This window comes from Tatumella sp. JGM130, assembly GCF_018257525.1.
Classification (GTDB): Bacteria; Pseudomonadota; Gammaproteobacteria; order Enterobacterales; family Enterobacteriaceae; genus Tatumella; species Tatumella punctata.
Genome location: NZ_JAERJS010000014.1, coordinates 1 through 26,146 on the forward strand (window position 1 = coordinate 1; position 26,146 = coordinate 26,146).

Consider the following 26,146-nt stretch of genomic DNA (forward strand, 5'->3'; position numbering starts at 1 on the left):
GTTGTCGATCCACTTCGCCGGTCGACTTGATAATCATATCGACCTGTAAGCCTTGACACAGAATAATGAACACCCTCCATACGACCAACTCAGAGAGGTCATTAAATAAAACTCTGAGTACCTCGATACGTTGGACTTAGGGGTGTCCACACTTGCTACGACACGCGACTATATGTTGCCTCTGTCTGTTGAGCACGGTGAGTATCGATGGTATGCCAATCACTGGCTTAAACTGTGAAGGGGTTTACCAACCTCAGACCTCATCCTAACTTAAAGATAATCCTTTGGTTAAAACTCTGAGTTTATTCTTAGTGTTAAGACCAAAGGTTATTCTTAAAGACCCTATTAGTTTAGATTGATTGTAATTATAATTATCAATCTTCTCTAAGAGTAAACATTAAGTATATCTTTAAGATTTCTTTTAGTTTCACTTAATGTTCATTCTCTATGGTTGGATGGTAATTATATATTATTAATCCATCCCTCATTAAGTAACACTTTGAGATGCCCTGTTGTTCTTTATAGAGGGTATCGCTAAGTATCACTATTAGTTTACAGGAGGCCGTATCAATGGCTGTCAGAAAGTTTAAAACTGTTGAGCACTCTATGCGACAGGGTGAGCATAACGCCCACTCAAAGTTATCCGAAAGCGCTGTTAAATATATCCTCGACAGTGTGGACCATAAGAGCGGCTCAGAGTTAGCCCGTGAATTAGGAGTAACTCGACAACTGGTCTCAGCTATCCGTAAGGGTAAAGCATGGTCTCACATTCAGTGATTCCACACTGTCAAATCCATGCGACTCACTATTGGGAGACAGACAGGAATCAGCGCCTGTCCTATTCCTACTCTCTGTATCGCTCATATGGATTGTCTCAATGTCGCCTCTGTCATAGCTAACCGATAGCTCCCTGCCATGCGACCTCTTGATAGTCATCATTATGATTCATACCCTCAGAACTCCTGAGCGCCTCTGTACGCCTCGCTATATGTCTCCTTATGGAAATGTATTAGCCAGACACAAGCGCATTAATAGGAGGGCTGTAGCTTGTCTCATAGTGAGGACTACAAAGAGCCAGCTAAATCGCTGGTAGAGGGACTTTGGAAGGTAGCCTCTATGATGGTAGTAAATGGCATTAACTGAAAGTGTGGACCCGTAATCTATTGTGAATCTACGAGTAATATCAACCACGCTCTAAGTTGAGCCAGTGAGTAATTAAGGCCAGCTTGCTGGTAAGGACCCGCCTCTGTAGCACTATCAGGGTGACAAGCGGATGCCTTTATTATCACGATACGGTTTTCCATTTTGGAAATCCACCCTGAAATAGCCTACGAAAGTTTCGTACGCTGCACACAGTGTCACCGCAAAGTAGCTACGCACAGCTACGCGACAAGACACCAATCATTAATCTCAAAGTCATTCTAAATGTGCATCCTTTGTCCTGCTGGTCTCCCTTCGCTTGGGGACTTTGAGTAGGCCAGTAGGGTGCGGCTTAGGGTGCATATTTAAAAGGAAAACAAGCTATGAGTAATTTAATTAACGAACTAAATAACGTTGTCTCAATGACCAGCTTAGAAATCGCTGAGCTAACCGGGAAACGCCACGATAACGTAATGCGTGACTGTGTGAATATCCTTGAAGTAGCCGCCCTCAAATCTGAGGTGGGCGAAATTTCATACAAGGACGCTAACAATCAAGACCGCAAGGCATACCAGTTAACCAAGAAGGCTACCTTTGTATTGGTTGCTGGTTACTCTCCTGAGCTACGCCTGCGGTGCTTTGAGCGCCTTGAGTTCCTTGAGTCCCAAGTTAAGCAACTGGAAGACCAGAAGACCCGCTCAGCGGTCCAGTCAGCTAATCGCCGTGGTGTCACATGGGGAGACTACTGCAAGGCCAATGGTCTACCAGCACAGAAGCTAATGGGAATCCTTAAGGCTGAGCGTAAGCTATTCCGTGTAAGTGCCATTAGTGGTGCATGGTCTGTCAATCCGGCCTTCCGTGATTACTTCATGGTTATCAAAGAGAGTAACCGCAAGTTTAACCCTACTGGAATCAATATCAGGTTCAACGCTAAGGGCCGCGAGTTCTTCAGTAAGCCTGAGAACGTCCAGAAGTTCCGCGACAAGCTGACTATGCGCTATGGCTCAGACACCGATAAGCAATTAATGCTCAAGCGTCAGGCTCAGGAAAGCAAGGGAGGTGAATCAGTATGATTACTATCCCTCAGCTCTTAGAGATTGCTCAGATGGTCTTGACCCTCGGATTCATAGGAGGCGCATCATGCCTGAACTGAACGTTATCACTAACACTATCGACTCATTACCCAATCAGTTAAACACTAAGACACCTGAAGGCCGTAAGGCGATTGGGTGGCTCTCTGTGCCTACCGCTGAGATGGTCGCTATGCTGGGCTTACCGCCACTTGATGGGAGCAACAGGAGCCACTATAGCCGCGCTCAGTTAGCACAAGCGTGTGTCCTCTCTGGCCTCAAGCGACCGCTATGTGAGTAGCGACCACTCATTGATTAACTGATTCACCCACCTATATGACCAATTTGGCTTGACTGATGCGGAGAGACCGTAGGCCTAACCCTGCGCGACCGATAAGAGCCTACCTAATGTAAAAACTTAAGGAGGCCCATCATGCCTATTAAATATCTGATTACCAAACATAACGCCCTGAGCTATGACGCTAAGGCAAAGGAAGTAACTCTGTATGGTCACTCAATGACCGAGGAGTATTTCCGTGAGATTCAAGTGGTAACCATGCTCAACGCTGCGGGTACTAACCACGGGGCCATTGTGTCCATTCTGGAGCCGATGCATATCGCTGGTATGAGCACTCAGGGTTATGGCGAGTACAGCCGTATCTTTGCGGAGCACTTACAGGCTAACCGTGTGGCTATTGCACAGCGTCAGGCAGAAGCTAAGGCCCATCAAGAGCGCATTGAGTCCATCTTTGCGAGTCCTGAAGAAATCGAGAAGGCTGTGTCTGAGCGTAAAGCACGTCAGGCTGCAAACATTGCTCGTTTCCGTAAGGCTGATGCACTGTTCTAAGTATCAGTAAGTAACACATTCAGGGACCTGTAAGACTACGGGTCTCTAACCACATTTTAAATTTATAGAGAAGGAGATACAACATGAGCAACATTAAAGGTCAATCAATCGGTCAGGCTGCTGGCTTTGCTGATAAAACTGGTCTGTTCCTGAACGCTGAACAGAAGAAACGCAAAGAGCAGGCTCTGGCTAATGTCTCATTGCAGACCAAACACGCGACTGTCTCAGGTCATGAGGAGTCAGGCTGGAATCAAGTACAGATGGCTGCTGTAGCCCCTGTCGGTCCTGTAGAGGGCGCTGTAGATGGTGGCGGTGAAGTGCTTGTGACTTCATGGTCTGATAGTGGTGCATACGCTGAGGCTTTCGCTCAATCAATGGATGAGTCACTTAATGACCCTGAGTTTATCGACCGCCTGAATGAGTGCTTAGGTGCTGAGGCCCGTCCATATCGCACTGAGCCAACTCCTATAGCTCTGCCTCTGCTGGCTGACAATAGCGTGAAGTTCAATCCAACCAGCCGCTATGCTGACTCTGACAAGCCAAAGACCACTGTTAAGTTTGGCTCTATGGTCTCCGTTGAGAAAGCTCAGAGTGCCGTAATGTTCAACCACAGTGTACGCATGTTTGATATTCACATGGACTCTGCGGGCATGACTCAGCATTCAATGCAGGCAATGGTAGAGCAGGCTCTGGTAGATGTGTGCGCCTCTATGGCTAACCACGCTGCTGATATCCTGAGTGCTGGCGGTCTGACTGAGAAGGTAGAAGTGGCGAAGCCTTCAGGTAAACCGTCTGAAGTCGCTGAGGACATTCTGGACCTTCTGGCGATGAACATGAAGACCGCTTACGGTGCCTCTATCGCTGAATTTACTCTGATGATTCCACAGTCTATGGAGCCTATCTTAGACCGCGCCGCTCAGCGTGCAGGTGTAGAAGACTCGGAGGAACTGCTGGGCTGTGCCATTATGACTTATGCAGGTGCTGACCGTGGTATCTTCATGATTCCTCGCCGCTTCACCTCTCTGTCATTCCGCACTGCATCCACTGGTGATGTGTTCCCGGTGACTATGAGCCGCGATGCTGGACGTGCTGCATGGGTCATTGAGATGCGTGGCGTTGTCGATATCGTGGCAGACGCTACCGCTGTAGACGCTGACGGCGTAGAGGTGAAACTCCCGGTTATCACTCAGTTGGTCTGGAAGGCTGAAGAAGAAACCAAAAAGTAATTACGAAGGGACCAGTGGTGTCTAATAAAGGGGTGTCTATATGGCACTCCTTAGTTTTTGCACTCACGTACTGGTACACAGATACAACCCATTAAGACAACATTAGGCCAGTAAGCGCTGGCAAGGAGGTAAATCATGTTGGCTATCATTCAGGCCATCCATGAGTATCACCTTGTGCTGGCTATGGTTAACCTCTCGTTGGCTTACTTACTGAAACGAGTAGGTACTTAGGGGACCCTCTTGAGGGGAGACTCTTTAAGAATCTGACAGAAAAATCTGAGAGGGTATTTAATATATTAATGTCTCAAAGTATCCCCATTGGTCCCAGCGAGGGCCTCTAAAGGGGACCCCCTAAGTATTATCTTTCCGGGACAGCTAAGGTCACTCATCATATTTATTTCTCTGCGGTAGCGACAGCTACATTAGTAGCGACACAAAGAGAGCAACAAGAAGTGACACAAAGAGATTGACACATGGTCTAACCCTATGATCTCCTATGGTCACACCACCTATCGAGTCGTTCTTCTGAGACGTCTTGACATGAAGGACTCCGTTAACAAAAAAGCTGCGGAGTGATGTTCCGCAGCAGGATATTCGCCGGTATTCTAGCTGATTCGGGTTATTCGTTTCGAGCTAAACTGTTGTCATTTTGTTAAAGCAAGCGGTGTGTGAGCTGTTATTATCTCAACGCTATTTGATTAGCCGGTCTTTGATACGGTACAACTTATAGTGAATTAATTTTTTCTGTCATGCAGCCCCGCATACTGCCGGCGGACGGGCTAACCGGTCTGCGGACGAAAGCCAGCGGCTATTATTTCCAGAGGTGATAACCCGCGTTGCGGGACAGTAAAAACCGTCTGATAATGTTACTATCAGGCTTACGGATTAGCAGTGCTGGTGGTTGTACTATAAATAATATGACTGACATCCGGCCAGCCCGGGCCATTTAACGGCCTTAATCACAGAACACATTGAAACATCAGGGATTAAGCGCGTATTTACCTGGTGATATGAAAGAAGTACAGTGTAACGTAATTGAATAATGAAAGAGTCCGACAATGTCAGCAGACAGTGGCGGTAATTCTGCAACGAGGAGAATAAAATGTCGGTAACCCATCAGGCCCAGGCATGTGATCTGGTCATTTTCGGTGCCAAAGGCGATCTCGCCCGCCGCAAATTGTTGCCTTCCCTGTATCAACTGGAAAAGGCCGGACAGATCCATGAAGAGTCCCGCATTATTGGTGTCGGACGGGCGGAATGGGATAAAGCAGCCTATACCAAGGTTGTTCGTGAAGCCCTCGAAACCTTTATGAAAGAGAAAATCGATGAAGCGCTGTGGGAAAAACTCAGCAGCCGCCTCGATTTTTGTAATCTGGATGTAAACGACAGCGGCAGCTTCAGCCGTCTGGGCAAAATGCTCGACCAGAAAAAGCGGACCACCATTAACTATTTCGCCATGCCCCCGAATACATTCGGTGCTATCTGTAAAGGGCTGGGGCAGGCCAGGCTGAACGCTAAACCTGCGCGGGTGGTTATGGAGAAACCGTTAGGTACTTCTCTGGAAACATCCCGTGAGATTAATGACAGTGTCGGTGAGTACTTTGACGAAAGCCAGGTATTCCGTATTGACCATTATCTGGGGAAAGAAACGGTCCTTAATCTGCTGGCATTGCGCTTTGCTAACTCCATTTTCGTGAATAACTGGGATAACCGTACCATCGACCACGTGCAGATCACCGTGGCTGAAGAAGTCGGTATTGAAGGGCGCTGGGGCTATTTTGATAAAGCCGGTCAGATGCGCGATATGATCCAGAACCACCTGCTGCAGATCCTGACGATGATTGCGATGTCCCCGCCGTCAGATTTAAGCGCCGACAGTATTCGTGACGAGAAAGTCAAAGTTCTGCGTTCATTACGCCGTATTGACCAGACCAATGTCCGTGACAAAACGGTCCGCGGGCAGTATACCGCCGGCTTTGTTCAGGGCAAAAAAGTACCGGGTTATCTGGAAGAGGAAGGGGCGAATAAAACCAGCACTACCGAAACTTTTGTCTCTATCCGTGTGGATATCGATAACTGGCGCTGGGCTGGCGTACCTTTCTATCTGAGAACCGGTAAACGCTTACCGTCGAAATGTTCAGAAGTTGTGGTTTACTTTAAGAACCCTGAGCTAAACCTGTTTAAAGATTCCTACTCTGAGTTACCACAGAATAAGCTGACTATTCGTCTGCAACCGGATGAAGGGGTGGCAATTGAAATTCTGAACAAAGTGCCGGGCCTGGATCATAAACATAAACTGCAGACTACTGAACTGGACCTCAGTTTCTCTGAAACGTTTAATGAGTCTCATCTGGCGGATGCCTACGAACGACTGCTGCTGGAAACGATGCGCGGTATTCAGGCACTGTTTGTCCGCCGGGATGAAGTTGAGGCGGCCTGGACATGGGTTGACTCGATCATTAACGCCTGGGCAGCCGATGGCGATGGGGCTAAGCCATACCAGGCCGGTACATGGGGGCCTGTGGCTTCGGTTGCCATGATCACCCGCGATGGTCGTTCATGGAATGAATTTGAATAATATTTCCTGATTGTCGGAATCTGAACTGAAACGGCCTGCTTTGCAGGCCGTTTTTGATCGAACCACGGATTTACAGGGCTAACCGGCAACCGGTGATTTATCCGGGGGCAGGGCGAGTGCTTTCAGGCAATCAGTGTCCTGATTTTTATCTATAAATTTCAGCCTGTCGTGAAAAGTTCCGTGTTGCGGCGATTTTATTTATGTCTTTAGTTAAGGAAATGAAAGTAAATGTAAATCAGGCCTTACATATTAATGTAATATTAATAAAAATGATTATCACAATCATTTCATGTAATTGCGGATCATCAGTGAACAGTAAAAAAAATATTTCACCTGCTTTTAAAACCCTCGGTACATTAAGTGTATTTGCCGGTCTTTGCGCGGCTTCTGGTGTTGCGCAGGCACAGGTTACCCCGGCAGCGACAGATTCCGCTGCGGCAGCGAAAACAGCGCCTGCAGCCGGCAGTAAAAAAGCGGCCGGTGACAATACTCTGGTCGTGACAGGCAGCAGCTTACCGTCACTCTACCTGCCATCCGGTCTTTCCGATCCTAAATTTACGGCACCGCTGGCTGATACCACCCGCACCGTGACCATTATTCCGGAAAAAGTATTGCAGGAACAGCAGGCGACCACACTGACAGAGGCCCTGAAAAATTCCCCTGGAGTCGGTGCATTCTTCTCTGGTGAGAATGGCAGCACCAATATGGGGGATGCCATTATGATGCGTGGTATTGATACTTCCGGCAGTATTTATAGCGATGGTATCCGTGATATCGGAAGTATCACCCGTGATACCTTTAATACCCAGAGTATTGAAGTGATTAAAGGGCCATCGGGCTCAGATTACGGACGTACTGCACCTTCCGGCTCGATTAATATGGTCAGTAAACAACCGGAGCTTTATACCGGGGTGGATGGATCTCTCGGCTATGGCAGTGCCTCTGAACGGCGGGCTACCCTGGATTATAACCAGATGCTGAGCGATACCGCGGCTTTCCGTGTTAATGTGATGGGTGATAAAGGCAATACAAAAGATCGCGACCATATTAACCACCAGAAATTCGGTATCGCGCCTTCACTGGCCTTCGGTTTAGGTACCAAAACCCGCTGGTATCTTGATTACTTCCATGAACAGCAAGACAACACTCCGGATGGCGGGGTGTATACGGTCGGCTTACCGGGCTACAGCAGTACCAACAGCATACTGAACAATTCCGGACCAGTATCACGCAGTACATTTTACGGTACCGATTCAGATTATGAACACGATATGATCGATACTTTCACCTCCCGGCTGGAGCACGACTTTAACGACCGCACAACGTTGCGAAATACCACCCGCTGGTCTGAAATTCGTCAGCGTTATCTGCTTTCTGCGGTGCTGGGCCGGACTATCACCGAAACTGACGGTAATGTTTATGGTTCACGCCTGATGAACTCAAGCAATACGGTCAATAAAATTCTGACTAACCAGACTAACCTGACGACAAAATTCGATACCTTCGGGATGCAACATAATATCAGCACCGGGCTGGAACTGACCCGGGAAGATTATGTTTCCTACCCTTACGCCTTTGCGGCGAACAGCGTTAACCTGCTGAATCCTGATGCGGATACGGCAGTCAGTTCTGCCACCGGTTATGGTTCAAAAGCCCGCACCAATACCCTCGGTGTTTATGCGTTTGACACTCTTAAGCTGACGCAGCGTATTGAGTTTAATGGCGGCTTGCGCCTCGACAGCTACAAAACACATTATACCGGGGACAGTGCCACCGGCCATACGGATCTCAGCCACTCAGGTAACCTGGTCAACTGGAAAGCCGGAGCTCTGTATCATCTGACCAAAGAAGGTAACCTGTACGTTAACTACGGTGTATCTCAGCAGCCTCCGGGCGGCACTGATTTCAAACTGACCAGCGACAGTACTGACAGGACGTCACGCAGCGGTGAAAACATTAACTTCAAACCAGAGCGTGCAGAAACATCAGAACTGGGCACCAAATGGTCGTTACTGAATAAAAAACTGTTACTCAGTGCTGCACTATTCAGAACCACGATTAAAAATGACGCGGAGCTGGATACAACTACTAATCAGTACCAGCAGATTGGTTCCAAACGGGTTCAGGGTTATGAACTGACTGCCGCAGGGGATATTACGGACAATATTCATCTGATGGCCGGTTATACATTGCAGAACACCCGTACCGACAAAACCTCGGCAACCAATGACGGCTCCAGCTATATTCCGTTCACCCCGCGTCATGCCTTTACCTCCTGGGCGACCTGGGATGTGACCGATGACGTGACAGTTGGTTTAGGTGCACGTTACACGGGCAGTATGCATAAAATTAAAGACGGTGCGTCAGGCACACCTTCATCGGTTGATCATTACTGGGTTGCCGACTCTATGGCGACGTGGCGGGTGAATCCGACCCTCGATTTACAGCTGAATGTCTACAATATGTTTAATAAAAAATATATTGCTGCACTTAACCGCAGTGGCTATCGCTATACGCCGGGCACACCACGTACCTGGATGCTGACCGCCAATGTGCATTTCTGACAACAGGTCTGAACACTGACCGTCGTTATTGAACGAAGAGACTGATCAACGCTGCCTGAGGGCAGCGTTTTTGATCCGTAACCTTCCGGATGTCCCGCTAACAGCAGTACTCAGCAAACATTTTCAGGCTAAAAGGAGAGACGACGGCAGTCGGGGGAGGTAAAGATGCTGACAATGATAAGTCCCCCGGGCTGCGGGGGACAGGCGGCAGTCGGTTAATTAACCACTGACTGATACTTTTTCTGCGGCTGCGATAGCGCGGGCAACCGCTTGTTCGGTGGTATCTCCGGTAGCTAAAGCCACACCCAGCCGGCGGCGGCCTTCAATGGCGGGTTTGCCAAATAAACGCAGCTGCAGACCGGCACCCAGTGCCTGGTCCGCATTCACAAAACGGATATCCCGGCTGTCCAGTTCCGGCAGGATAACCGCAGAAGCTGACGGGCCATACTGACGGATCCCGCCGATTGGTAAACCGAGGAAGGCACGGACATGCAGAGCAAATTCCGACAGGTCCTGTGAAATCAGGGTGACCATACCCGTATCATGGGGGCGTGGTGAGACTTCGCTGAAAATGATGTCATCGCCGCAGACAAACAGCTCGACGCCAAACAGCCCGAATCCTCCGAGGGCCCTGACAACTGACGCTGAGATTTGCTGAGCACGTTCCAGGGCCAGCGGGCTCATGGCCCGTGGCTGCCAGGATTCACGGTAATCACCGTCTTGCTGGCGATGGCCGATCGGCGCACAAAAATGAATACCATCCGCGGCATGGACCGTCAGCAGAGTGATCTCAAAATCGAAGTTAACCACGGCTTCAACAATCACCTTTCCGGCCCCTGCACGGCCACCTTGCTGGGCGTATTGCCAGGCTTGTTCCAGTTGGTCCGGGGTACGGATAAAGCTCTGACCTTTACCTGAAGAGCTCATCACCGGTTTAACGATACAGGGGAATCCGATGTCATGGGCGGCAGCAAAAAACGTCTCTTTACTGTCAGCGAAACGATAAGCTGAGGTTGGCAGTGCCAGTTCTTCTGCAGCCAGCCGGCGAATGCCCTCACGGTTCATGGTCAGTTTTGCTGCACGTGCAGTCGGCACCACATGCACACCTTGTTGTTCAAGCTCGAGTAATTTATCTGTAGCAATCGCTTCGATTTCCGGCACCACAAAATCAGGTTTTTCCCTGGCGATAACTTCTGCCAGCGCATCACCATCCAGCATATTGATCACATAGCTGCGGTGGGCCACATGCATCGCCGGAGCATCGGCGTAGCGGTCTACGGCGATCACTTCCACACCCAGCCGCTGACATTCCACAGCAACTTCTTTCCCCAGTTCACCTGAGCCTAATAACATGACACGTGTTGCTGACGGACGCAGTGCTGTTCCGAGAGTTACCATTCTTTTCACCCGTTGATTCCTGAACAAAAACTGCCGCACAGTATAAAGGAAAACGATTGCGCAGGCATTAGCAGGCGATTTCTTTTTTATAATGGTAAAGTCTGCTTCACAGACGGCAGGGCAGACGATGACAGGGTCAGATTCTTCCTTGCGGTGAACGTATTCCTCCGGCTGGCAGGTCTTAATTTTTTCAGGACAGAGACAATGACAATCCCAAAAGCAGCAAAACATCCCCATACAATGACACTGCATGGTGAAACCAGAACAGATAATTACTACTGGCTGAGGGATGATGAGCGTTCCCGTCCGGAAGTCCTTGACTATCTGCGTCAGGAAAATGATTACTGCCAGCAACAATTATCCGCGGTGAAAGACCTGGAAAAAAGGTTATACCAGGAAATGGTGGCCCGTATCCCGCCGAAAGATCATTCGGTCCCTTATCTGAAAAACGGTTTTCTCTATCAGCAGCGTTTTGCTGCCGGAGGAGAGTACCCGGCATGGTTCCGCGCCCGGCAAAACGGATCCGCAGATCCACAGTGGGAATGCCTGATTGACTGTAACAAAAGAGCAGAGCAGCATCCGTACTATAGTCTCGGAGCCCTGGATATCACCACGGATAATCGTCTGATGGCGGTCGCGGAAGATTCTTTATCACGGCGACAATATGAGATACGTCTGTACTCATTAGCGGATAACCACTGGTTTCCGGAAGTCCTGACCGGCGTTTCTCCTTCGCTGGTATGGGCGAATGATGGCAGAACTCTGTTCTATGTCCGTCAGGATCCGGATACTCTGTTGCCCTGGCAGGTCTGGCGACATATTGCGGGAACAGCGGTCGACCAGGACCAGCTGGTGTATCAGGAAAATGATGACAGCTTCTATGTCAGTCTGGGGAAAACCACCTCGGAAGACTTTATCGAAATTATTATCGACAGTACCACCAGCACCGAGGTCTGGCTGGTGAATGCCAGTGAGCCTCAGTCCGCGCCCGAATGTTTTTTGCCGCGGCGGGAAGATCATGAATATGATCTGGACCACTATCAGCAGCAGTTTTATATCCGATCCAACGCCGAAGGGATTAATTTCGGCCTGTACCGCACCGCAGAATCCCTGCCGGAAGAAAGGCACTGGCAGACGGTCATCCCCGTCAGAGAGCAGCGGGTACTGGAGGACTTTCAGGTATTCCGGGACTGGCTGGTGACGGAAGAGCGGGAAAACGGCCTGAGCTGTTTGTCTCAGTATCATCGTTTCCGTGATGAACAACGGCTGATCCGCTTTGATGATCCGACGTACGTGACCTGGCTGGGCTATAACCCGTCGCCGGACACTTCAGAATTACGTTACGGTTATTCATCCATGACCACCCCGGCAACCACCTTCCAGCTTGATCTGGACAGCGGTGAACGTCAGATTCTGAAGCAAAGCACGGTAAAAGGTTTCAGTGCCGGGAAATACCACAGTGAGTATTTATGGCTGACAATGGATGATGGCTGTGAGGTACCCGTATCCCTGGTCTACCGAAAAGACCTGTTCCGTCCGGCGGAAAATCCTTTACTGGTCTACGGTTACGGTGCGTATGGCAGCAGTATGGATGCAGACTTTAGCAGCAGTCGTCTCAGTCTGCTGGACAGAGGATTTGTCTATGCACTGGTGCATATTCGTGGTGGTGGCGAGCTGGGGCAGGCGTGGTACGACGGCGGACGGCTGGCAAATAAACAGCACAGCTTCAGTGACTTTATCCAGTCAACCCGCCAGTTACTGGCGCGGGGTTATGGTAACCCGCAACAATGCTATGCCATGGGCGGCAGTGCCGGTGGCTTACTGATGGGAGCGATAGTTAATCAGGCTGCCGGACTGTATCACGGAATTGTGGCACAGGTACCTTTTGTTGATGTGCTGACGACCATGCTGGATGAAAGTATTCCGTTAACCACCGGCGAATATGATGAGTGGGGTAATCCGCAGCAGGCCGAAAGCTATGCCGTTATCCGCAGTTATAGCCCTTATGATAATGTCCGCCCTGCGGCTTATCCGCATATGCTGGTAACTACTGGCTTACATGATTCGCAGGTACAGTACTGGGAACCGGCCAAGTGGGTCGCGAAGCTGCGGGAACTGAAAACCGATAATCACTTGCTGCTGTTATGGACCGATATGGATGCCGGGCACGGGGGGAAATCGGGACGGTTTAAAGCCTATCATGATATCGCGATGGAGAGTGCCTTCCTTATCGGGCTGGCGGAAGGGCTGCTTCCGCCAGCTCAGATTCAGGGCTGACCCTTCAGATAATGCCGGAGTGCCTGGCGTAATGCCGGGCGTAAGTCCGTAAGATTATCCAGCATCCAGCGCAGATAACCCGGGTCCTTCCGCGCCACTGAAGCAATAGGTTGTCCGCGGTATTTTCCGAAAGGGAAAATATCATCGGCCTGAGCGCTGGCTGCCGGCTGGCAGACTGCCAGCATCTGCGGGCGATCCCAGCCCGATTGTTCCATAATCCGGATTAACAGTGCGGCGGTCACATAGCAGTCATACAATGCCCGGTGAGCATGCAGGTGCTGTGGCGGTTCAATGTCCAGCTTAAGGCTATGGCGCAGCGCCTGGTTACTGTATTTACGCCCCGGCCATAACTGGCGTGCCATCTTCAGGGTGCACAGCCATTCGCCGCCCATTTCAGGAAGTACCCTGCGGTCAAAACTGGCATTATGTGCCACATAGCAGTCGCTGCCCTGGTAACGGGAGATGACCTGCTCAATCGGCGGCTGATCAGCAACCATCTGCGGGGTGATCCGATGAATTGCCATTGCCTGATGGCTGATAGGCCGGTCGGGACAGACCAAATCACTCATCGGATTGACTATCCTGCCATCAGTCACATCCACCGAGGCGATTTCGACAATGCCGCCCTGCAGGCCACAGGTTTCTGTATCAATAACCCGTAACATCAGTTTTTCTGTTTAGGTTCATAAGGTAAACGTGACAGGGTCAGGGAGGTCTGGCGAAAAGTCCCCAGTCGCTGGCGGAACCAGTCGCGTAATGCTTCAGGTTGTTCTCTTTCAACAATCTCAGCGACTACCGGCATATTATAACGTTCTTTAAAGGCGACGCCGGAGGCAGCCAGATCCGTATTAATCTTATCTTTTTCTTCTGCAGACAGCAGGGCTAAGTTAAAGCTCATCGGGTGCTCCTGAATATTTAGCGTCAAAATAATGCTTTCTCTTCTGCGGATCAACCCCCGGGCTAAGCTGGCGTAAACTCGACACCGGTTCAGTAGCGGCGTATTCTTAATGTAATCAGGCAGTTCTTATTATCAGTGTCAGGAGAGCAGAGTGTTGCGGAACAGGAGATGCGGCAGACAGACAATAGTCGCCGCGATGTCAGATACGGTTATTTTCCCGCGGCGAGGTAACAGGTGATTGTTACCGGCTACATACTTCTGCGTTTTTTCCATTTCAGTAGTCTGTTATTTTTTTCCGGCACACTCGGCTATATGGTGCTGCTGACCCGTGGTAAATTCGCCGGACAGTTAGGGGCATTGCTGAAAACCCCCTTGTGGTGGAGTGCAGCCATTGCGTTAGTCAGTGCGCTGGGAATATTTGCTGCCCAGACAGTATTGATGAGCGGGCAGCAAAACGGGTTTACGCAGCCGGACATCTGGCGTGCTGTGGCCGCTACCCATTTTGGCCGGGCCTGGGGGGCGGAAATGTTGCTTCCGGCACTGACTCTGCTGCTGATCAGGTTCTCAGGGCCCCGCATCCGGAAATTATTATTGCTGAGCAGTATGATTCAACTACTGTGCCTGGCGGGGACCGGACATGCCGCGATGCACGACGGGATAGCCGGTATCGCAGGGCAGCTGAGCCAGACTGTCCATCTGCTGGGAGCTGCTTTCTGGTGCGGAGGTTTGTATCCGCTGCTGCGACTGATGCAACAGGCAGGACGGGAATACGGTGAGCGGGAGGCCCTGCTGTCCATGATGCGTTTTTCCCGTTATGGTCACTGGGCGGTGGCGGTTACGTTATTCAGCGGTGTTATTAATACGTTATCGATTGCCGGCTTTTCGCTGCAGCCCACATTATGGCTGAGCCTGCTGATGTTGAAAGTGCTGTTTGTCATGCTGATGGTGACGATTGCGCTGTATAACCGCTACACGCTGGTACCACAGTTTAAACAGGCGGCGAACGACGACAGTCGGCAGTTATTTATTCGCCTGACCAGACTGGAGCTGATTACCTCTCTGGTCGTCATCGGACTGGTCAGCCTGCTGGCAACCTTATCGCCGGGCTGAATTTTTCCCGTTATTCAATGATTGTGTAAACAAGGTTTATATTGCATGAAAAAAATATTTCCTTCCCTGTTACTGCTGTTGCTCAGTGGTCAGGCTATGGCAACTCAGGTGATCACCGTCAGTCGTTTCGAAACCGGCAAAGATCACTGGCCCCTGAACCGTGAAGAAATTATGCTGACCTGTGAAAAGGACGGCGCATTATTTGCCATTAACCCTTCGACGTTAATGAATTACCCGTTGAATAAAACAGCACAGCAAAAAGTGAATGCCGGGCTGGCTCAGGGAAGCTCAATTGCTCCGCTGGTGGCGGATGATAAAAATCATCCCGGTCAGAAAATGAGCCTGCAACCATTGATCAGCAAAGCGCAGTCTTTGTGCGGAAAATAGCGGTGACAGCATCAGCCAATGGCACTGGAAACCGGGGGAAAGCAGACTATGCTTATTAACAGAGCAACGTTATTGCATAACCACAGTTTTTAGCGCACGGCTCTCTGAGCCATTTCCCCCGACCGGCCACAGGAGTTGTGTCCGGTCTTTTTTTTAGTCGTGTCAGCGGAACAAACGGCCTTCTTTTACCAGTTCACGGGGGTAGCTGTTTTTTATCCGGTTACTGACCTTTTTCGCCAGTCCCAGTGGCTGACCACGATGGAATACCAGCATGTCACTGGCAGGTAACGGCTGACAAGGGTAGATATCACGGCCACGGTACCACTCTTCTGCCTGCGCATCACTCAGATGAACAACCGTGTCGTGCCCGGGATCTGCCAGTGCAATAACGGCCTCATGCTGCCAGCGATAACCCCTGGCAAAGGTTTCAGCCAGCTTCAGGCCGATGCGTGAAAAGCGTACCCGGCCAAATAATGACTCAGCTTCTTCAGGGAATAACCAGATTTCTTTATCCCGCTGCCAGAGTTTCAAATTTTCCGGCCAGTCCAGACCGGCGTCGTTTGCCCGCTGGCGTACTTCCTGAACCTGTTTCCGGGGTAACGGACTGAAAGGGAATTTGCCGACTTTATAGGTCGGGGCCGGAAGCGGGGGAATACTGTCTGTTTTACGTAAACAGGCGACAAAAAATCCTTCACTATCGAAATATTGCGGGAAAACATGCAGGTAACCTTCGCGGGTTGCCGCCTGTGACGCGCCCTCAAACAGCGTATTCAGGGCAATCACTTCCACTGCCTGCGGGTAGCTGGCCAGCAACTGATTAACCACCTGCTGGTTTTCCAGCCGGTTAAGGGTACAGGTCGAATATACCAGTGTGCCGCCGGGTTTCAGCGCATGGAAAGCACTTTCCAGCAATTGCTGCTGAGTAGCGGCAATCTGCCGGCAACTCGACAGGCTCCAGTTTTTCAGTGCCCGGGGATCTTTGCGGATAACGCCTTCGCCGGAGCAGGGGGCATCCAGCAGGATTGCATCAAATTGCTCCGGTAATGCCGGGCCAAATACAGCAGCGTCAAAATGGGTAATGGCTGCACGGCTGACGCCGCAACGACTGATATTGGCATGCAGTACTTTTACCCTGCTGGCTGAGTATTCGTTTGCCAGTATCATGCCCTGGTCCTGCATTCTGGCAGCAATCTGGGTTGTTTTAGAGCCGGGAGCAGCAGCCATATCCATTACATAGCGGGGATCAATGCTGTGGGCAAAAAGTGCTGACACCGGCAGCATTGAGCTGGCTTCCTGAATATAAAACAGTCCGTTCAAATGCTCTGCAACGCTGCCGAGAGGCAGTGATTCATCGGTACGGCTTATCCAGAAACCTTCTTCACACCAGGGCACCGGGCTCAGTTGCCAGTCATAGTCAGCAACCAGCGCCAGAAAGTCCGCCACCGAAATTTTAAGAGTATTAACCCGGATACTCCGGCGCAGTGGCTGGTGGCACAGTGCTTTAAACGCGGAAAACTGCTGTCCGTCAGGGAGTAATTGTTGCATTTGTGACAGAAAGTCTTCAGGGAAAAACAGAGATGAATCGGACACAGGGGGGTACCGTTAGAAAATAGTCAGTTATTGTAACATGATAACGGGCAGCGATGCTGCCCGTTATCTGTGGTGCGGGTTTAGCGGGAGATCGCGGTGCCCCATGACTGCCAGTCTTTTGGCGCTTCATTAAGTAACAGGAAATGCTTACCGGCACCCGCTTCAGGAGCCAGAGGCACTGTCGGCGGTGTGGCAAACTGTATTCCGCCACGGATAAATTGCTGGAAGGTACCGGTTTTGACTACACCGCCGATCAAGCCAAAGTTCAGTGAATACCCTGAAGCCAGCCAGAATACCGAGTTGTTCCTGACCAGATACTGGTAACGCTGACTGATGCGCAGGGCGATTTGTACCCGGTCAGCCAGAGCCCCCAGAGAAGTTCCGGTGACGGTACCGACTTCAACACCACGGAACAGAACCGGAGTACCTATGGTCAGTGAACCGGCTTCCGGAGCATCGACATACAGGGTCCTGCCATTCAGATAACGCGAATCGGTGATTGTTGCCTGCTGAAGTTCAAAACTGCGGCTGGCGGTGCCTTTCCCCGGATCAACGTTAACGTATGGCTGTAAGATAGACTCAAGGTGATTCACCCCGGCAGGTGAAATCTCCGGTGAAATAATGGAAAAACGGCTGCCGGTACGGGCAAAGTCGTTGACGTATTCCGGGTAGAGCACCGCTTTGGCAAGGACCTGATTATTGGCGGCATTGAGTGACAGGGACTCTATCTGCCCCACAGTAATCCCGAGATAGCGGATAGGCATACCGGCAGACAGTTTACTGGCATCATAGGTCTGCAGGGTAATCTGGCTACCGATAGCTTTGGCTGCGGTCTCGGTCGGATAGAGAACCCGGTTCTGACCCGGCGAGTGTTCAACTCCCTGTACATTATCGAAACTTATCGCACCTTTCAGTGCGCGGTTAAGCGGGGTTGCCTGCACCGTGATACCACTGGCATTAAGCTGTACTTTAGCCCCGCCTTCTGCCCAGAACACGCTATCTTTGGTGACCAGCTGACGGTAAGCAGGGTTGATATGGACCGCTACCGTGAAATTGTTTGCATGAGGAGTGACAGCGACAATTTCCCCGACCTGAAAACGGCGGTACAGTACAACCGATCCGGTCTGAATATCCGGCAGGGTTTGTGCAGTCAGGTTCAGGGTCGCAACAGGGGTATCCCCGGTAATGCCTTGTGCTGCTTTTTCTGCATCGGCGTATAACGGATAACGGGGCGCAGGATCACCTTTATCTCCCGCAATTAAGCGGATCCCGCCCTGTAACCACTCTCCGGGGCTGGCTCCGACCATCTGCACACCGTCCGGGCTGACATTGACCCGAATCTGACTGTCTGCCACAAACTTACTGTTGGCATGGACGAACTGACGATAATTCGCGGCAATCGAAATAACAAAGCGCACGCCATTAGTGGTCAGCTCCCGTTCAGAGACGGTACCGATGGTAACACCATTCAGGATCACCGGCTGGCCCGCAGCAATACCGTAACTGTCATCGGCAGTTAACTGCAGATTCAGGCTGCCCGGGGTATACATCAGTGTTCGGGTCGCCGGATAAACCGTGAAGCGGTTGCGGGGTTCACCTGCGCCGGGGATCAGTTGCAGCGTATTTCCGGTTAACAGGCTGCTCAGAGACGCGTCAGCGGAAGTGATTTTCGGACGGTGTAATTCGATACGTGTCTGCGTGCGCATCAGTTCGGTTACTGAAGGGTCAATGGTTAATTCACCGCTGACATGTTGCGGGTCAGTCAGGTTTAACCGGGTCAGGGTACCGACCTGTAGTCCCTGATACAGCAGTGGAGTGGATCCGGCGCTCAGGTTATTACCGTCAGGCAGGTCAAGGGCAATACTTACCCCGCGGTGACTTTCTGCCAGAGTCGGGTACAGGGTATAATTTTCATCAGACACCGCCGCCTGACTGGCTGACGGAGAATCAAAGGCAATAGCACCGTTAATGATTGCAGGCAGGCTGTCCATCCGGATATTCACCCCGCCGGCGCCGAAACGGGCATCAATTCCAGACACATTCCAGAAACGACTGTCTTTTTTGACCAGATAACTGTAGCGGCGCTCGATTAAAACATCGATAACCACACCACGGTTATCACTATTCACACTGTAGTTATACACTTTACCGACCGGAACCTTGCGGTAATAGACCAGAGAGCCCGTCGAAAGCGAGCCGAGATCCGGTGCATTCAGGTGCAACATTAACCCGGACGTGTTGGTGTTATATTTTGGCTGAGAGTCCAGAGCTGTGAAGCTGTCCTGCGGGTTGCCGTTGCCCGGCATCATGGAGATATAGTTACCGCCAACCAGGGCATCAAGACCTGAAACACCGGCCAGAGAGGCCTGAGGTGTCACCAGCCAGAACTGGGTGTTTTCACGCAGTGCCGGCTTCATCTCATTTTTGATACTGGCTTTAATACGGATGGTCCGGTAATCATCACTCAGCACAATGCCTTCAACAGTACCGATTTGTACCCCCTGATAACGGATAGGGGTCCGCCCGGGGACGATGCCGTCGGCGGTCTGAAAGTTAATGGTAATGGTGGTTCCCCGTTGCTGGTAATTTTGCCACAGTAACCCGCCGGTGATCAGTAACGCGACCAGTGGCAGCAGCCAGAAAGGGGAAATCTTGCGCTTTTTTGTCAGCGCCGGTCTAATCGGCATATTCGGTGTTTCCTGTTGCATATGCATCCCAGAGTAAACGACTGTCCAGCCATTCGGCAGCGAGTATCGTCAGGATTACGGCGGAACCGAAATAGAATGCAGCCGGTCCCATGGTGAAAGCTAATAACTGGTCACGGTTAACCAGTGACATCGTCAGCGAAATAACAAATAAATCCAGCATCGACCAGCGGCCGATCCACTTTATTGCACGCAGCAAGCGGATTCTGGTCTTCAGCCCCTGAACACAGCGGAAATGAATACTTAGCAGCAGGGACAGCATAATCAGTACTTTGCTGAACGGTACCAGAATACTGGCAATAAATACCACTATCGCCACCGGAATGTTGCCTGAACCAAGGGACAGAATACCGGAGAAAATAGTGTCCTGCTGGCGGGCACCGTTCAGGTAAATAACGGATATCGGTAATAGGTTGGCCGGGATAAGTAACATCACTGATGCTATCAGTGCGGCCCATGTTTTTTGCAGGCTGGCGGGTATCCGCCGGGACAAGGGCACATGACAACGCCGGCAGCGGCCCCTGCTGTCAGGCAGACCGCTGAAGTGACAGTGCAGACAGATCATTATCTTATCTGCGGCGATCCCGGTGACGGGCTGCGGATAAAAGGCCTGCCATAATTTGCCGACATTCAGGTTAATCAGTACCAGCAGGCTGAGCACTGTCAGGGTAATAAATGCCAGCAGACCATTTCCGGCATCCAGTGACGCGTAATCCTGTACTTTGATTGCCGCGACCGCAATGCCGACCAGGTAGATATCCAGCATTACCCATTCTTTTAGCTTATCCAGCATCAGCAGTACCGGCCGCAGGTTCATTCCCAGCCAGTGGCCGATAACCAGATAAAGTATCGCCAGAACCAGTGTCAGAGGCGCACCTGCCGCGCCGAAGGTCACCATCGCGGCGGTCAGTACATCACCCTGAGCAACTATCTGAAAGATACCTTCGAACAGGCTGGCGTTAATCTCCATCCCTAATAAGTGAATACGGATTAATGGCAGACCGAAGGCTAATGGCATCAGGATAAGCATCAGCAGTGCAATCACTGCCAGCTGCAGTAATGACCATTCCCTGCCACTTTCTATCTTTGCCATGCAGCGCGGACAATACGCTGTTTCGTGCGATTTGAGTGGCGGCAGAGAAAAAACCGCATCACACTGCGGGCATCTGTGGGTGCCCTTATGTAATAATAGCGGGTGAATTTTGTTAATTATCATAAAAGAAATTAATGGTTAGTCGGTCTGGCAGCATAAAATCCTGAATGTTCTCAGCGCATGTCTGCTATATTTCTGCTGACGATAATGAAGAGATGTCCCGGACAACGAGTCACTAAGAGTATAGTAACTCTGCGGTTGATTCATTATGTCTGTGTATGTTTTCGTGCTATGCAGACTGCATGGAAGACGATAATATTTTGTTAATGTATATGGTTGGTGTATGAGCAAACAAGCATTTTATGATGAGCTTAACCGTGATTTCGCGGCATTAATTGCTGCTGAAAGCTCATTTCTGGCAGTGATGGGTAATTGCAGTGCGTTATTATTTGAGCGGTTATCTGAAGTTAACTGGGCCGGTTTTTATTTACTGACCGAACCGGATACACTGGTCCTCGGGCCGTTTCAGGGCAAAATAGCCTGTGTGCGAATTCCTGTTGGTCGTGGTGTTTGCGGTACAGCTGTTGCAGAAAATACCGTGCAACGGGTTGCAGATGTTCATGCCTTTGCCGGACATATTGCCTGTGATGCAGCCAGTAATTCAGAAATCGTATTACCTGTAGCTGTTAACGGAAAGGTTATTGGTGTGCTGGATATTGACAGTATCGCCTATGATCGTTTTGATGCTGAAGACGAAAAAGGTTTGCGCATTTTGACCGAAACCCTGTCTGCCGCCTTGTCTGAGACAAAAATTGAAAGATTTTTGCAACATAACGGCAGCTAATTGACAGGATGCATAGCATTTAGCAACGTTGTCATTATAATGGCGCCTGTTCATGCCTTCTTTGGTCGGCAAAACCGTTGTAATCAGGAAATTTCATGGAAAATCAACCTAAGTTGAATAGCAGTAAAGAAGTTATCGCCTTCCTGGCAGAGCAATTCCCTCAGTGTTTTTGCACTGAAGGTGAAGCAAAGCCCCTGAAAATTGGTATTTTTCAGGATATCGTTGAACGTGTACCTGGCGATTCAAATATCAGTAAAACCCGGTTACGTTCAGCGTTGCGTTTGTATACCTCCAGCTGGCGTTACCTGCATGGCATTAAGGCCGGCGCAACCCGTGTAGACCTCGATGGTAATGCGTGTGGTGTACTGGATGAGCAGCACGTTGAACATGCCCGTAAGCAGTTGGAAGAGGCGAAAGCCAGAGTACAGGCTCACCGTGCTCAGCAGCGTGCGCGTAAAGCGGAAGCCGGAGAAGAGGCGACCGAACAACGTAAACCGCGTAAAGCTGCCCCGCGTAAACCCGCGTCTGACGATACCCCGCGTAAACCTCGCAACAATGCCAGCAAATCTGCCAGCAAGCGCAGCCCGCAGACAGATTCTGCGCCTCGCCAGCCGGTGACAGATACGTCTTTATTGCAGACAGGTCAGGCGATTAAAGTTAAAGCCGGACAAAATGCAATGGATGCAACGGTGCTTGAAGTATCTAAAGAGGGTGTTCGGGTTCAGCTTTCATCCGGCATGGCAATGATAGTACGCGCAGAACACTTGCAGTTCTGAAACGGAGAGTGACCAGGGCATGAACACCTTTTTTAAGCTGAATATCATTGCCGGCCTGCTGTTTGCAGGCCAGGCATTTGCGGCAGATACTATTACCCGCGAAGATCAAATTCCGGTTCTGCATGAAGAACCGCAGCAGGTCACTGTCAGTGAACGGGTAACCACCCGCTTCACTCAGTCCCATTACCGGCAGATTGATCTGAACAGTGATTTTTCGAAGAAAATCTTCGACCGTTATCTGAATATGCTCGATTACAACCATAATGTATTGCTGGCCTCTGATATTGCGAAGTATTCAGATCAGGCGGCAACGGTGGGTGATGAGCTGAAAAGCGGTAAACTGGATGTTTTTTATGACCTGTTCAATCTCTCTCAGAAACGTCGTTTTGAACGCTATCAGTATGCGCTGGACGTTCTGAAACGCCCGATGGATTTCACGACAAACGAAACCATCAATCTTGACCGCAGTAAAGCTCCCTGGCCAACATCAACCGCGGAGCTGGACAAACTGTGGGATGCTAAAGTCAGATTTGATGAGCTGAACCTGAAACTGACGGGAAAAACCGAGGCAGAAATCAGGGACATCCTGACCAAACGCTATAATTTCGCTATCCGGCGTCTGGCGCAGACCAATAGCGAAGATGTTTTCCAGCTGGCGATGAACGCCTTTGCACATCAGATTGATCCGCATACCAACTATTTATCACCACGTAATACCGAGCAGTTTAATACGGAGATGAGTCTGTCTCTGGAAGGCATTGGTGCGGTGTTACAGTCCGATGATGACTATGTAGTGATTAACTCTATGGTTGCCGGTGGCCCTGCGGCGCGCAGTAAATTGCTGTCAGTCGGTGACAGAATTGTCGGGGTCGGGCAGCCAGGTAAACCGATTGAAGACATTATCGGCTGGCGTCTTGATGATGTGGTCGAAAAAATTAAAGGCCCGAAAGGCAGCCGTGTCCGTCTGGAAATTCTGCCGGCCGGTAAGGGCAGTAAGACACGCATTATTACTCTGACGCGAGAAAAGATCCGCCTCGAAGATCGTGCCGTACAGATGTCGGTACATCAGGTCGGCACCCATAAAGTCGGTGTGCTGGATATTCCCGGCTTCTATGTCGGCCTGACGGATGATGTTAAAGTACAGCTACAAAAGCTGGAAAAACAGCATGTTGACAGTATTGTTATTGATTTGAGAACCAACGGTGGCGGAGCTCTGACTGAGGCTGTGTCTCTTTCCGGACTATTTATTCCTTCCGGGCCGGTGGTGCAGGTCCGCGATAATACCGGTAAAATTCGTCAGGACAGTGATACAGACGGAATTGTTTACTATAAAGGTCCGCTGGTGGTATTGGTGGATCGCTTTAGTGCTTCGGCGTCAGAAATTTTCGCGGCCGCGATGCAGGATTATGGCAGGGCATTAATTGTCGGTGAACCAACCTTTGGTAAAGGGACGGTTCAGCAATACCGTTCTCTGAACCGTATTTATGACCAGATGCTGCGTCCTGACTGGCCGCCACTGGGGTCGGTGCAATACACTATTCAGAAATTCTACCGCATAAACGGCGGCAGTACTCAGCTGAAAGGGGTAACCCCTGATCTGCTGATGCCTACCGGGGTTGAAGCAGTGAAAACCGGTGAGAAGTTTGAAGATAATGCGTTGCCATGGGACAGTATACCGGCCGCGTCTTACCATAAAACCGGGGATATCAAAGAGTATCTGCCGAAATTACTGGCTGAACATGACGCCAGAATCGCCAAAGATCGTGAGTTCCAGTATATCCTTCAGGATATGAAACGTTTCGATGCGATGAAAGATAAAATTGATATCGTTTCCCTGAACTACGCTGAGCGCGAGAAAGAAAATAAACAGGATGACAGCCTGCGTCTGGACAGAATTAATGCACGCCTGCAGGCTGAAGGTAAAAAGACCTTAACCAGCCTCGATCAGCTGCCTAAAGACTATAAAGCGCCAGATCCGTATCTGGATGAGGCGGTTGATATAGCCAATGATCTTGCTCAGCTGGAAGCAACGCAGCCAGCCCCTGCAAAATAAGGCAGTGTCTTTATAAAAAGCACCGGTTATCCGGTGTTTTTTTTTGCCGGTAATTCTGCTGCTGAAAATAACAGCGTTATTATGTCAGGAATTGCCGGAGGAGTGCTGCGATATGTCGTTATCAGTGTAAAGTTATGTCTTTTCAAGGGTTCCGTGCGGTTGCACTCTTGAAAACCGGTGTAATGGACATAGGATATGTGGCAGAAACCTGCGTTAAAAATGAGGATAATAAACGTCTATGATGCGTATAGCTCTTTTCTTACTGACTAACCTTGCAGTAATGCTGGTGTTTGGTCTGATTCTTAGCCTGACCGGCATTCGTTCCAGCAGTGTCCAGGGGCTGATGATCATGGCGGGTCTGTTTGGCTTTGGCGGTGCATTTGTCTCGCTGCTGATGTCCAAATGGATGGCATTACGTTCGGTGGGGGGAGAGGTTATTCAACAGCCGCGCAACGAAACCGAAAACTGGCTGATGTCGACGGTGGCACAACAAGCCCGCCAGGCTGGTATTGCGATGCCCCAGGTGGCTATCTACCATGCACCTGACATCAATGCTTTTGCCACCGGTGCAAGGCGTAATGCATCGCTGGTCGCGGTATCAACCGGACTGTTACAGAATATGAACCGTGATGAAGCCGAGGCGGTACTGGCCCACGAAATAAGCCACGTGGCTAACGGTGACATGGTGACCATGACGCTGATCCAGGGAATTGTTAACACCTTTGTTATTTTTATTTCGCGGATCATTGCGCAGCTCGCAGCAGGCTTCCTGTCATCTGATCGCGACAGCGAGGAAAACAGTAACGGTAATCCTTTAGTCTATTTTGCTGTTGCTACAGTGCTGGAGCTGGTGTTTGGTATTCTGGCGAGCATTATTACTATGTGGTTTTCGCGCCATCGTGAATTCCATGCTGATGCCGGTTCAGCGAAGCTGGTAGGCCGTGAGAAAATGATTGCGGCATTACAGCGGCTGAAGACCAGCTATGAGCCTCAGGAACCTGGCAATATGATGGCCTTTTGCATTAACGGAAAAGGTAAATCTCTGAGTGAGTTATTTATGTCTCATCCGCCGCTGGATAAGCGTATAGAGGCTTTACGCCGCGGTGATTACCTGAAGTAATCCTGAGCTGTCCGCCGGACTTACCGGCGGACTAGTCCCTTGCCAGTGGATTGCTCTGATAGTCAGCCGGAGTCTCTCCCGGCTCTATCCACGGACAACTGGATTTACCGATGACACCGCTATCTGACTGAAGGTAATGAGAGACGGTAAGCCCTTTTGCCGTCAGATACTGGCAACGTAATCCTAATCCTGCCGCAATTTTTTGACTGCCTGTCAGTACCCCGTAGCCACTGAGCAGCATCCCCAGCCAGATAATAGTCAACACTAAGACACTGCGTACTATCATATGTTTTCACCTCTGTGTTTAAGGTAATCGTTGTGCTACTGCGTCAGCATGCGGTAACTGTTTGCAGAAAGGGATCAGAGATAACTGAAATATTTCTGTGGCAAACCGCGCGCAGGCACCTGACAACGGATGATCATTTCTGTTTCCCGGAGTAGAATCAGCGTTTATATTTTTAGTCAGTAAT

The 26,146-nt window shown here is 50.2% G+C and carries 20 protein-coding genes; 13 read left to right on the forward strand and 7 right to left on the reverse strand.

Annotation, left to right across the window (positions count from 1 at the left end):
- Positions 1-570: 570 nt before the first annotated feature.
- From JK211_RS08395 to JK211_RS08420, 6 genes are all read left to right on the forward strand, one after another.
- Complete coding sequence (locus JK211_RS08395; RefSeq protein WP_212708238.1) at positions 571-777, forward strand: hypothetical protein; 207 nt, start codon at positions 571-573, stop codon at positions 775-777.
- 746 nt (positions 778-1,523) lie between these two features.
- Positions 1,524-2,213, forward strand: a complete 690-nt coding sequence (locus tag JK211_RS08400; RefSeq protein WP_212708239.1) for a Rha family transcriptional regulator — start codon at positions 1,524-1,526, stop codon at positions 2,211-2,213.
- 430 nt (positions 2,214-2,643) lie between these two features.
- Positions 2,644-3,057, forward strand: coding sequence for a hypothetical protein (locus tag JK211_RS08405; protein WP_212708240.1), 414 nt, complete (start codon positions 2,644-2,646; stop codon positions 3,055-3,057).
- An 83-nt stretch (positions 3,058-3,140) separates the two neighbouring features.
- The gene (locus JK211_RS08410) at positions 3,141-4,283 is read left to right on the forward strand and encodes a hypothetical protein (RefSeq protein WP_212708241.1); all 1,143 of its coding nucleotides are present in this window, start codon (positions 3,141-3,143) and stop codon (positions 4,281-4,283) included.
- 1,102 nt (positions 4,284-5,385) lie between these two features.
- Positions 5,386-6,861: a glucose-6-phosphate dehydrogenase gene (zwf, locus tag JK211_RS08415; RefSeq protein ID WP_212708242.1), complete on the forward strand. Its 1,476-nt coding sequence runs from the start codon at positions 5,386-5,388 to the stop codon at positions 6,859-6,861.
- 269 nt (positions 6,862-7,130) lie between these two features.
- A complete protein-coding gene (locus JK211_RS08420; protein WP_212708243.1) occupies positions 7,131-9,425 on the forward strand; it encodes a catecholate siderophore receptor Fiu in 2,295 nt (764 codons plus the stop codon).
- Between the two features lie 219 nt (positions 9,426-9,644).
- Here JK211_RS08420 and purT read toward each other — a convergent pair whose 3' ends face one another.
- On the reverse strand, positions 9,645-10,823 hold the full coding sequence (purT, locus tag JK211_RS08425; RefSeq protein WP_212708299.1) for a formate-dependent phosphoribosylglycinamide formyltransferase: 1,179 nt from the start codon (positions 10,821-10,823) through the stop codon (positions 9,645-9,647).
- Positions 10,824-11,027: 204 nt separating this feature from the next.
- Between purT and JK211_RS08430 the strand changes: the two genes are divergently transcribed.
- Positions 11,028-13,100 carry a S9 family peptidase gene (locus JK211_RS08430; protein WP_212708244.1) on the forward strand — a complete coding sequence of 691 codons (2,073 nt, stop codon included), beginning with the start codon at positions 11,028-11,030 and terminating at the stop codon, positions 13,098-13,100.
- On the opposite strand, the gene exoX is transcribed toward JK211_RS08430, so the two are convergent.
- Positions 13,091-13,765, reverse strand: a complete 675-nt coding sequence (exoX, locus tag JK211_RS08435; protein WP_212708245.1) for an exodeoxyribonuclease X — start codon at positions 13,763-13,765, stop codon at positions 13,091-13,093. The genes JK211_RS08430 and exoX overlap by 10 nt on opposite strands.
- The gene (locus JK211_RS08440) at positions 13,765-13,998 is read right to left on the reverse strand and encodes a DNA polymerase III subunit theta (protein WP_212708246.1); all 234 of its coding nucleotides are present in this window, start codon (positions 13,996-13,998) and stop codon (positions 13,765-13,767) included. The genes exoX and JK211_RS08440 overlap by 1 nt, the downstream gene beginning before the upstream one ends.
- A gap of 234 nt (positions 13,999-14,232) precedes the next feature.
- Here JK211_RS08440 and copD point away from each other — a divergent pair, with 234 nt between their 5' ends.
- Together copD and JK211_RS08450 are read left to right on the forward strand one after the other, a co-directional pair.
- Positions 14,233-15,108, forward strand: coding sequence for a copper homeostasis membrane protein CopD (copD, locus tag JK211_RS08445; RefSeq protein WP_212708247.1), 876 nt, complete (start codon positions 14,233-14,235; stop codon positions 15,106-15,108).
- Between the two features lie 45 nt (positions 15,109-15,153).
- Complete coding sequence (locus JK211_RS08450) at positions 15,154-15,495, forward strand: DUF2511 domain-containing protein (protein ID WP_212708248.1); 342 nt, start codon at positions 15,154-15,156, stop codon at positions 15,493-15,495.
- A gap of 162 nt (positions 15,496-15,657) precedes the next feature.
- Here the strand turns inward: JK211_RS08450 and rsmF are convergent, their stop codons facing one another.
- From rsmF to yebS, 3 genes are all read right to left on the reverse strand, one after another.
- Positions 15,658-17,085, reverse strand: coding sequence for a 16S rRNA (cytosine(1407)-C(5))-methyltransferase RsmF (gene rsmF / locus JK211_RS08455; protein WP_212708249.1), 1,428 nt, complete (start codon positions 17,083-17,085; stop codon positions 15,658-15,660).
- 80 nt (positions 17,086-17,165) lie between these two features.
- Positions 17,166-19,793 carry a PqiB family protein gene (locus JK211_RS08460; RefSeq protein WP_212708250.1) on the reverse strand — a complete coding sequence of 876 codons (2,628 nt, stop codon included), beginning with the start codon at positions 19,791-19,793 and terminating at the stop codon, positions 17,166-17,168.
- The gene (gene yebS, locus JK211_RS08465) at positions 19,762-21,006 is read right to left on the reverse strand and encodes a paraquat-inducible protein A (protein ID WP_212708251.1); all 1,245 of its coding nucleotides are present in this window, start codon (positions 21,004-21,006) and stop codon (positions 19,762-19,764) included. The genes JK211_RS08460 and yebS overlap by 32 nt, the downstream gene beginning before the upstream one ends.
- Positions 21,007-21,226: 220 nt before the next feature.
- On the opposite strand from yebS, the gene JK211_RS08470 reads away from it, so the two are divergent.
- From JK211_RS08470 to htpX, 4 genes are all read left to right on the forward strand, one after another.
- The gene (locus tag JK211_RS08470; protein WP_212708252.1) at positions 21,227-21,727 is read left to right on the forward strand and encodes a GAF domain-containing protein; all 501 of its coding nucleotides are present in this window, start codon (positions 21,227-21,229) and stop codon (positions 21,725-21,727) included.
- Between the two features lie 95 nt (positions 21,728-21,822).
- Positions 21,823-22,503, forward strand: a complete 681-nt coding sequence (gene proQ / locus JK211_RS08475; protein WP_212708253.1) for an RNA chaperone ProQ — start codon at positions 21,823-21,825, stop codon at positions 22,501-22,503.
- Positions 22,504-22,522: 19 nt separating this feature from the next.
- Complete coding sequence (prc, locus tag JK211_RS08480; protein ID WP_212708254.1) at positions 22,523-24,556, forward strand: carboxy terminal-processing peptidase; 2,034 nt, start codon at positions 22,523-22,525, stop codon at positions 24,554-24,556.
- A 238-nt stretch (positions 24,557-24,794) separates the two neighbouring features.
- Positions 24,795-25,676, forward strand: a complete 882-nt coding sequence (gene htpX, locus JK211_RS08485; RefSeq protein WP_212708255.1) for a protease HtpX — start codon at positions 24,795-24,797, stop codon at positions 25,674-25,676.
- A gap of 31 nt (positions 25,677-25,707) precedes the next feature.
- Here htpX and JK211_RS08490 read toward each other — a convergent pair whose 3' ends face one another.
- A complete protein-coding gene (locus JK211_RS08490; protein WP_212708256.1) occupies positions 25,708-25,962 on the reverse strand; it encodes a YobH family protein in 255 nt (84 codons plus the stop codon).
- Positions 25,963-26,146 lie beyond the last annotated feature (184 nt).

Excerpts from the sequence above, each read along its gene's own strand:
- JK211_RS08395 (WP_212708238.1), top strand. The coding sequence starts at position 571 with ATGGCTGTCAGAAAGTTTAAAACTGTTGAGCACTCTATGCGACAGGGT.
- JK211_RS08400 (WP_212708239.1), top strand. The coding sequence starts at position 1,524 with ATGAGTAATTTAATTAACGAACTAAATAACGTTGTCTCAATGACCAGC.
- JK211_RS08405 (WP_212708240.1), top strand. The coding sequence starts at position 2,644 with ATGCCTATTAAATATCTGATTACCAAACATAACGCCCTGAGCTATGAC.
- JK211_RS08410 (WP_212708241.1), top strand. The coding sequence starts at position 3,141 with ATGAGCAACATTAAAGGTCAATCAATCGGTCAGGCTGCTGGCTTTGCT.
- zwf (WP_212708242.1), top strand. The coding sequence starts at position 5,386 with ATGTCGGTAACCCATCAGGCCCAGGCATGTGATCTGGTCATTTTCGGT.
- JK211_RS08420 (WP_212708243.1), top strand. The coding sequence starts at position 7,131 with ATGATTATCACAATCATTTCATGTAATTGCGGATCATCAGTGAACAGT.
- purT (WP_212708299.1), bottom strand. The coding sequence starts at position 10,823 with ATGGTAACTCTCGGAACAGCACTGCGTCCGTCAGCAACACGTGTCATG.
- JK211_RS08430 (WP_212708244.1), top strand. The coding sequence starts at position 11,028 with ATGACAATCCCAAAAGCAGCAAAACATCCCCATACAATGACACTGCAT.
- exoX (WP_212708245.1), bottom strand. The coding sequence starts at position 13,765 with ATGTTACGGGTTATTGATACAGAAACCTGTGGCCTGCAGGGCGGCATT.
- JK211_RS08440 (WP_212708246.1), bottom strand. The coding sequence starts at position 13,998 with ATGAGCTTTAACTTAGCCCTGCTGTCTGCAGAAGAAAAAGATAAGATT.
- JK211_RS08450 (WP_212708248.1), top strand. The coding sequence starts at position 15,154 with ATGAAAAAAATATTTCCTTCCCTGTTACTGCTGTTGCTCAGTGGTCAG.
- JK211_RS08460 (WP_212708250.1), bottom strand. The coding sequence starts at position 19,793 with ATGCAACAGGAAACACCGAATATGCCGATTAGACCGGCGCTGACAAAA.
- yebS (WP_212708251.1), bottom strand. The coding sequence starts at position 21,006 with ATGATAATTAACAAAATTCACCCGCTATTATTACATAAGGGCACCCAC.
- JK211_RS08470 (WP_212708252.1), top strand. The coding sequence starts at position 21,227 with ATGAGCAAACAAGCATTTTATGATGAGCTTAACCGTGATTTCGCGGCA.
- proQ (WP_212708253.1), top strand. The coding sequence starts at position 21,823 with ATGGAAAATCAACCTAAGTTGAATAGCAGTAAAGAAGTTATCGCCTTC.
- prc (WP_212708254.1), top strand. The coding sequence starts at position 22,523 with ATGAACACCTTTTTTAAGCTGAATATCATTGCCGGCCTGCTGTTTGCA.
- htpX (WP_212708255.1), top strand. The coding sequence starts at position 24,795 with ATGATGCGTATAGCTCTTTTCTTACTGACTAACCTTGCAGTAATGCTG.
- JK211_RS08490 (WP_212708256.1), bottom strand. The coding sequence starts at position 25,962 with ATGATAGTACGCAGTGTCTTAGTGTTGACTATTATCTGGCTGGGGATG.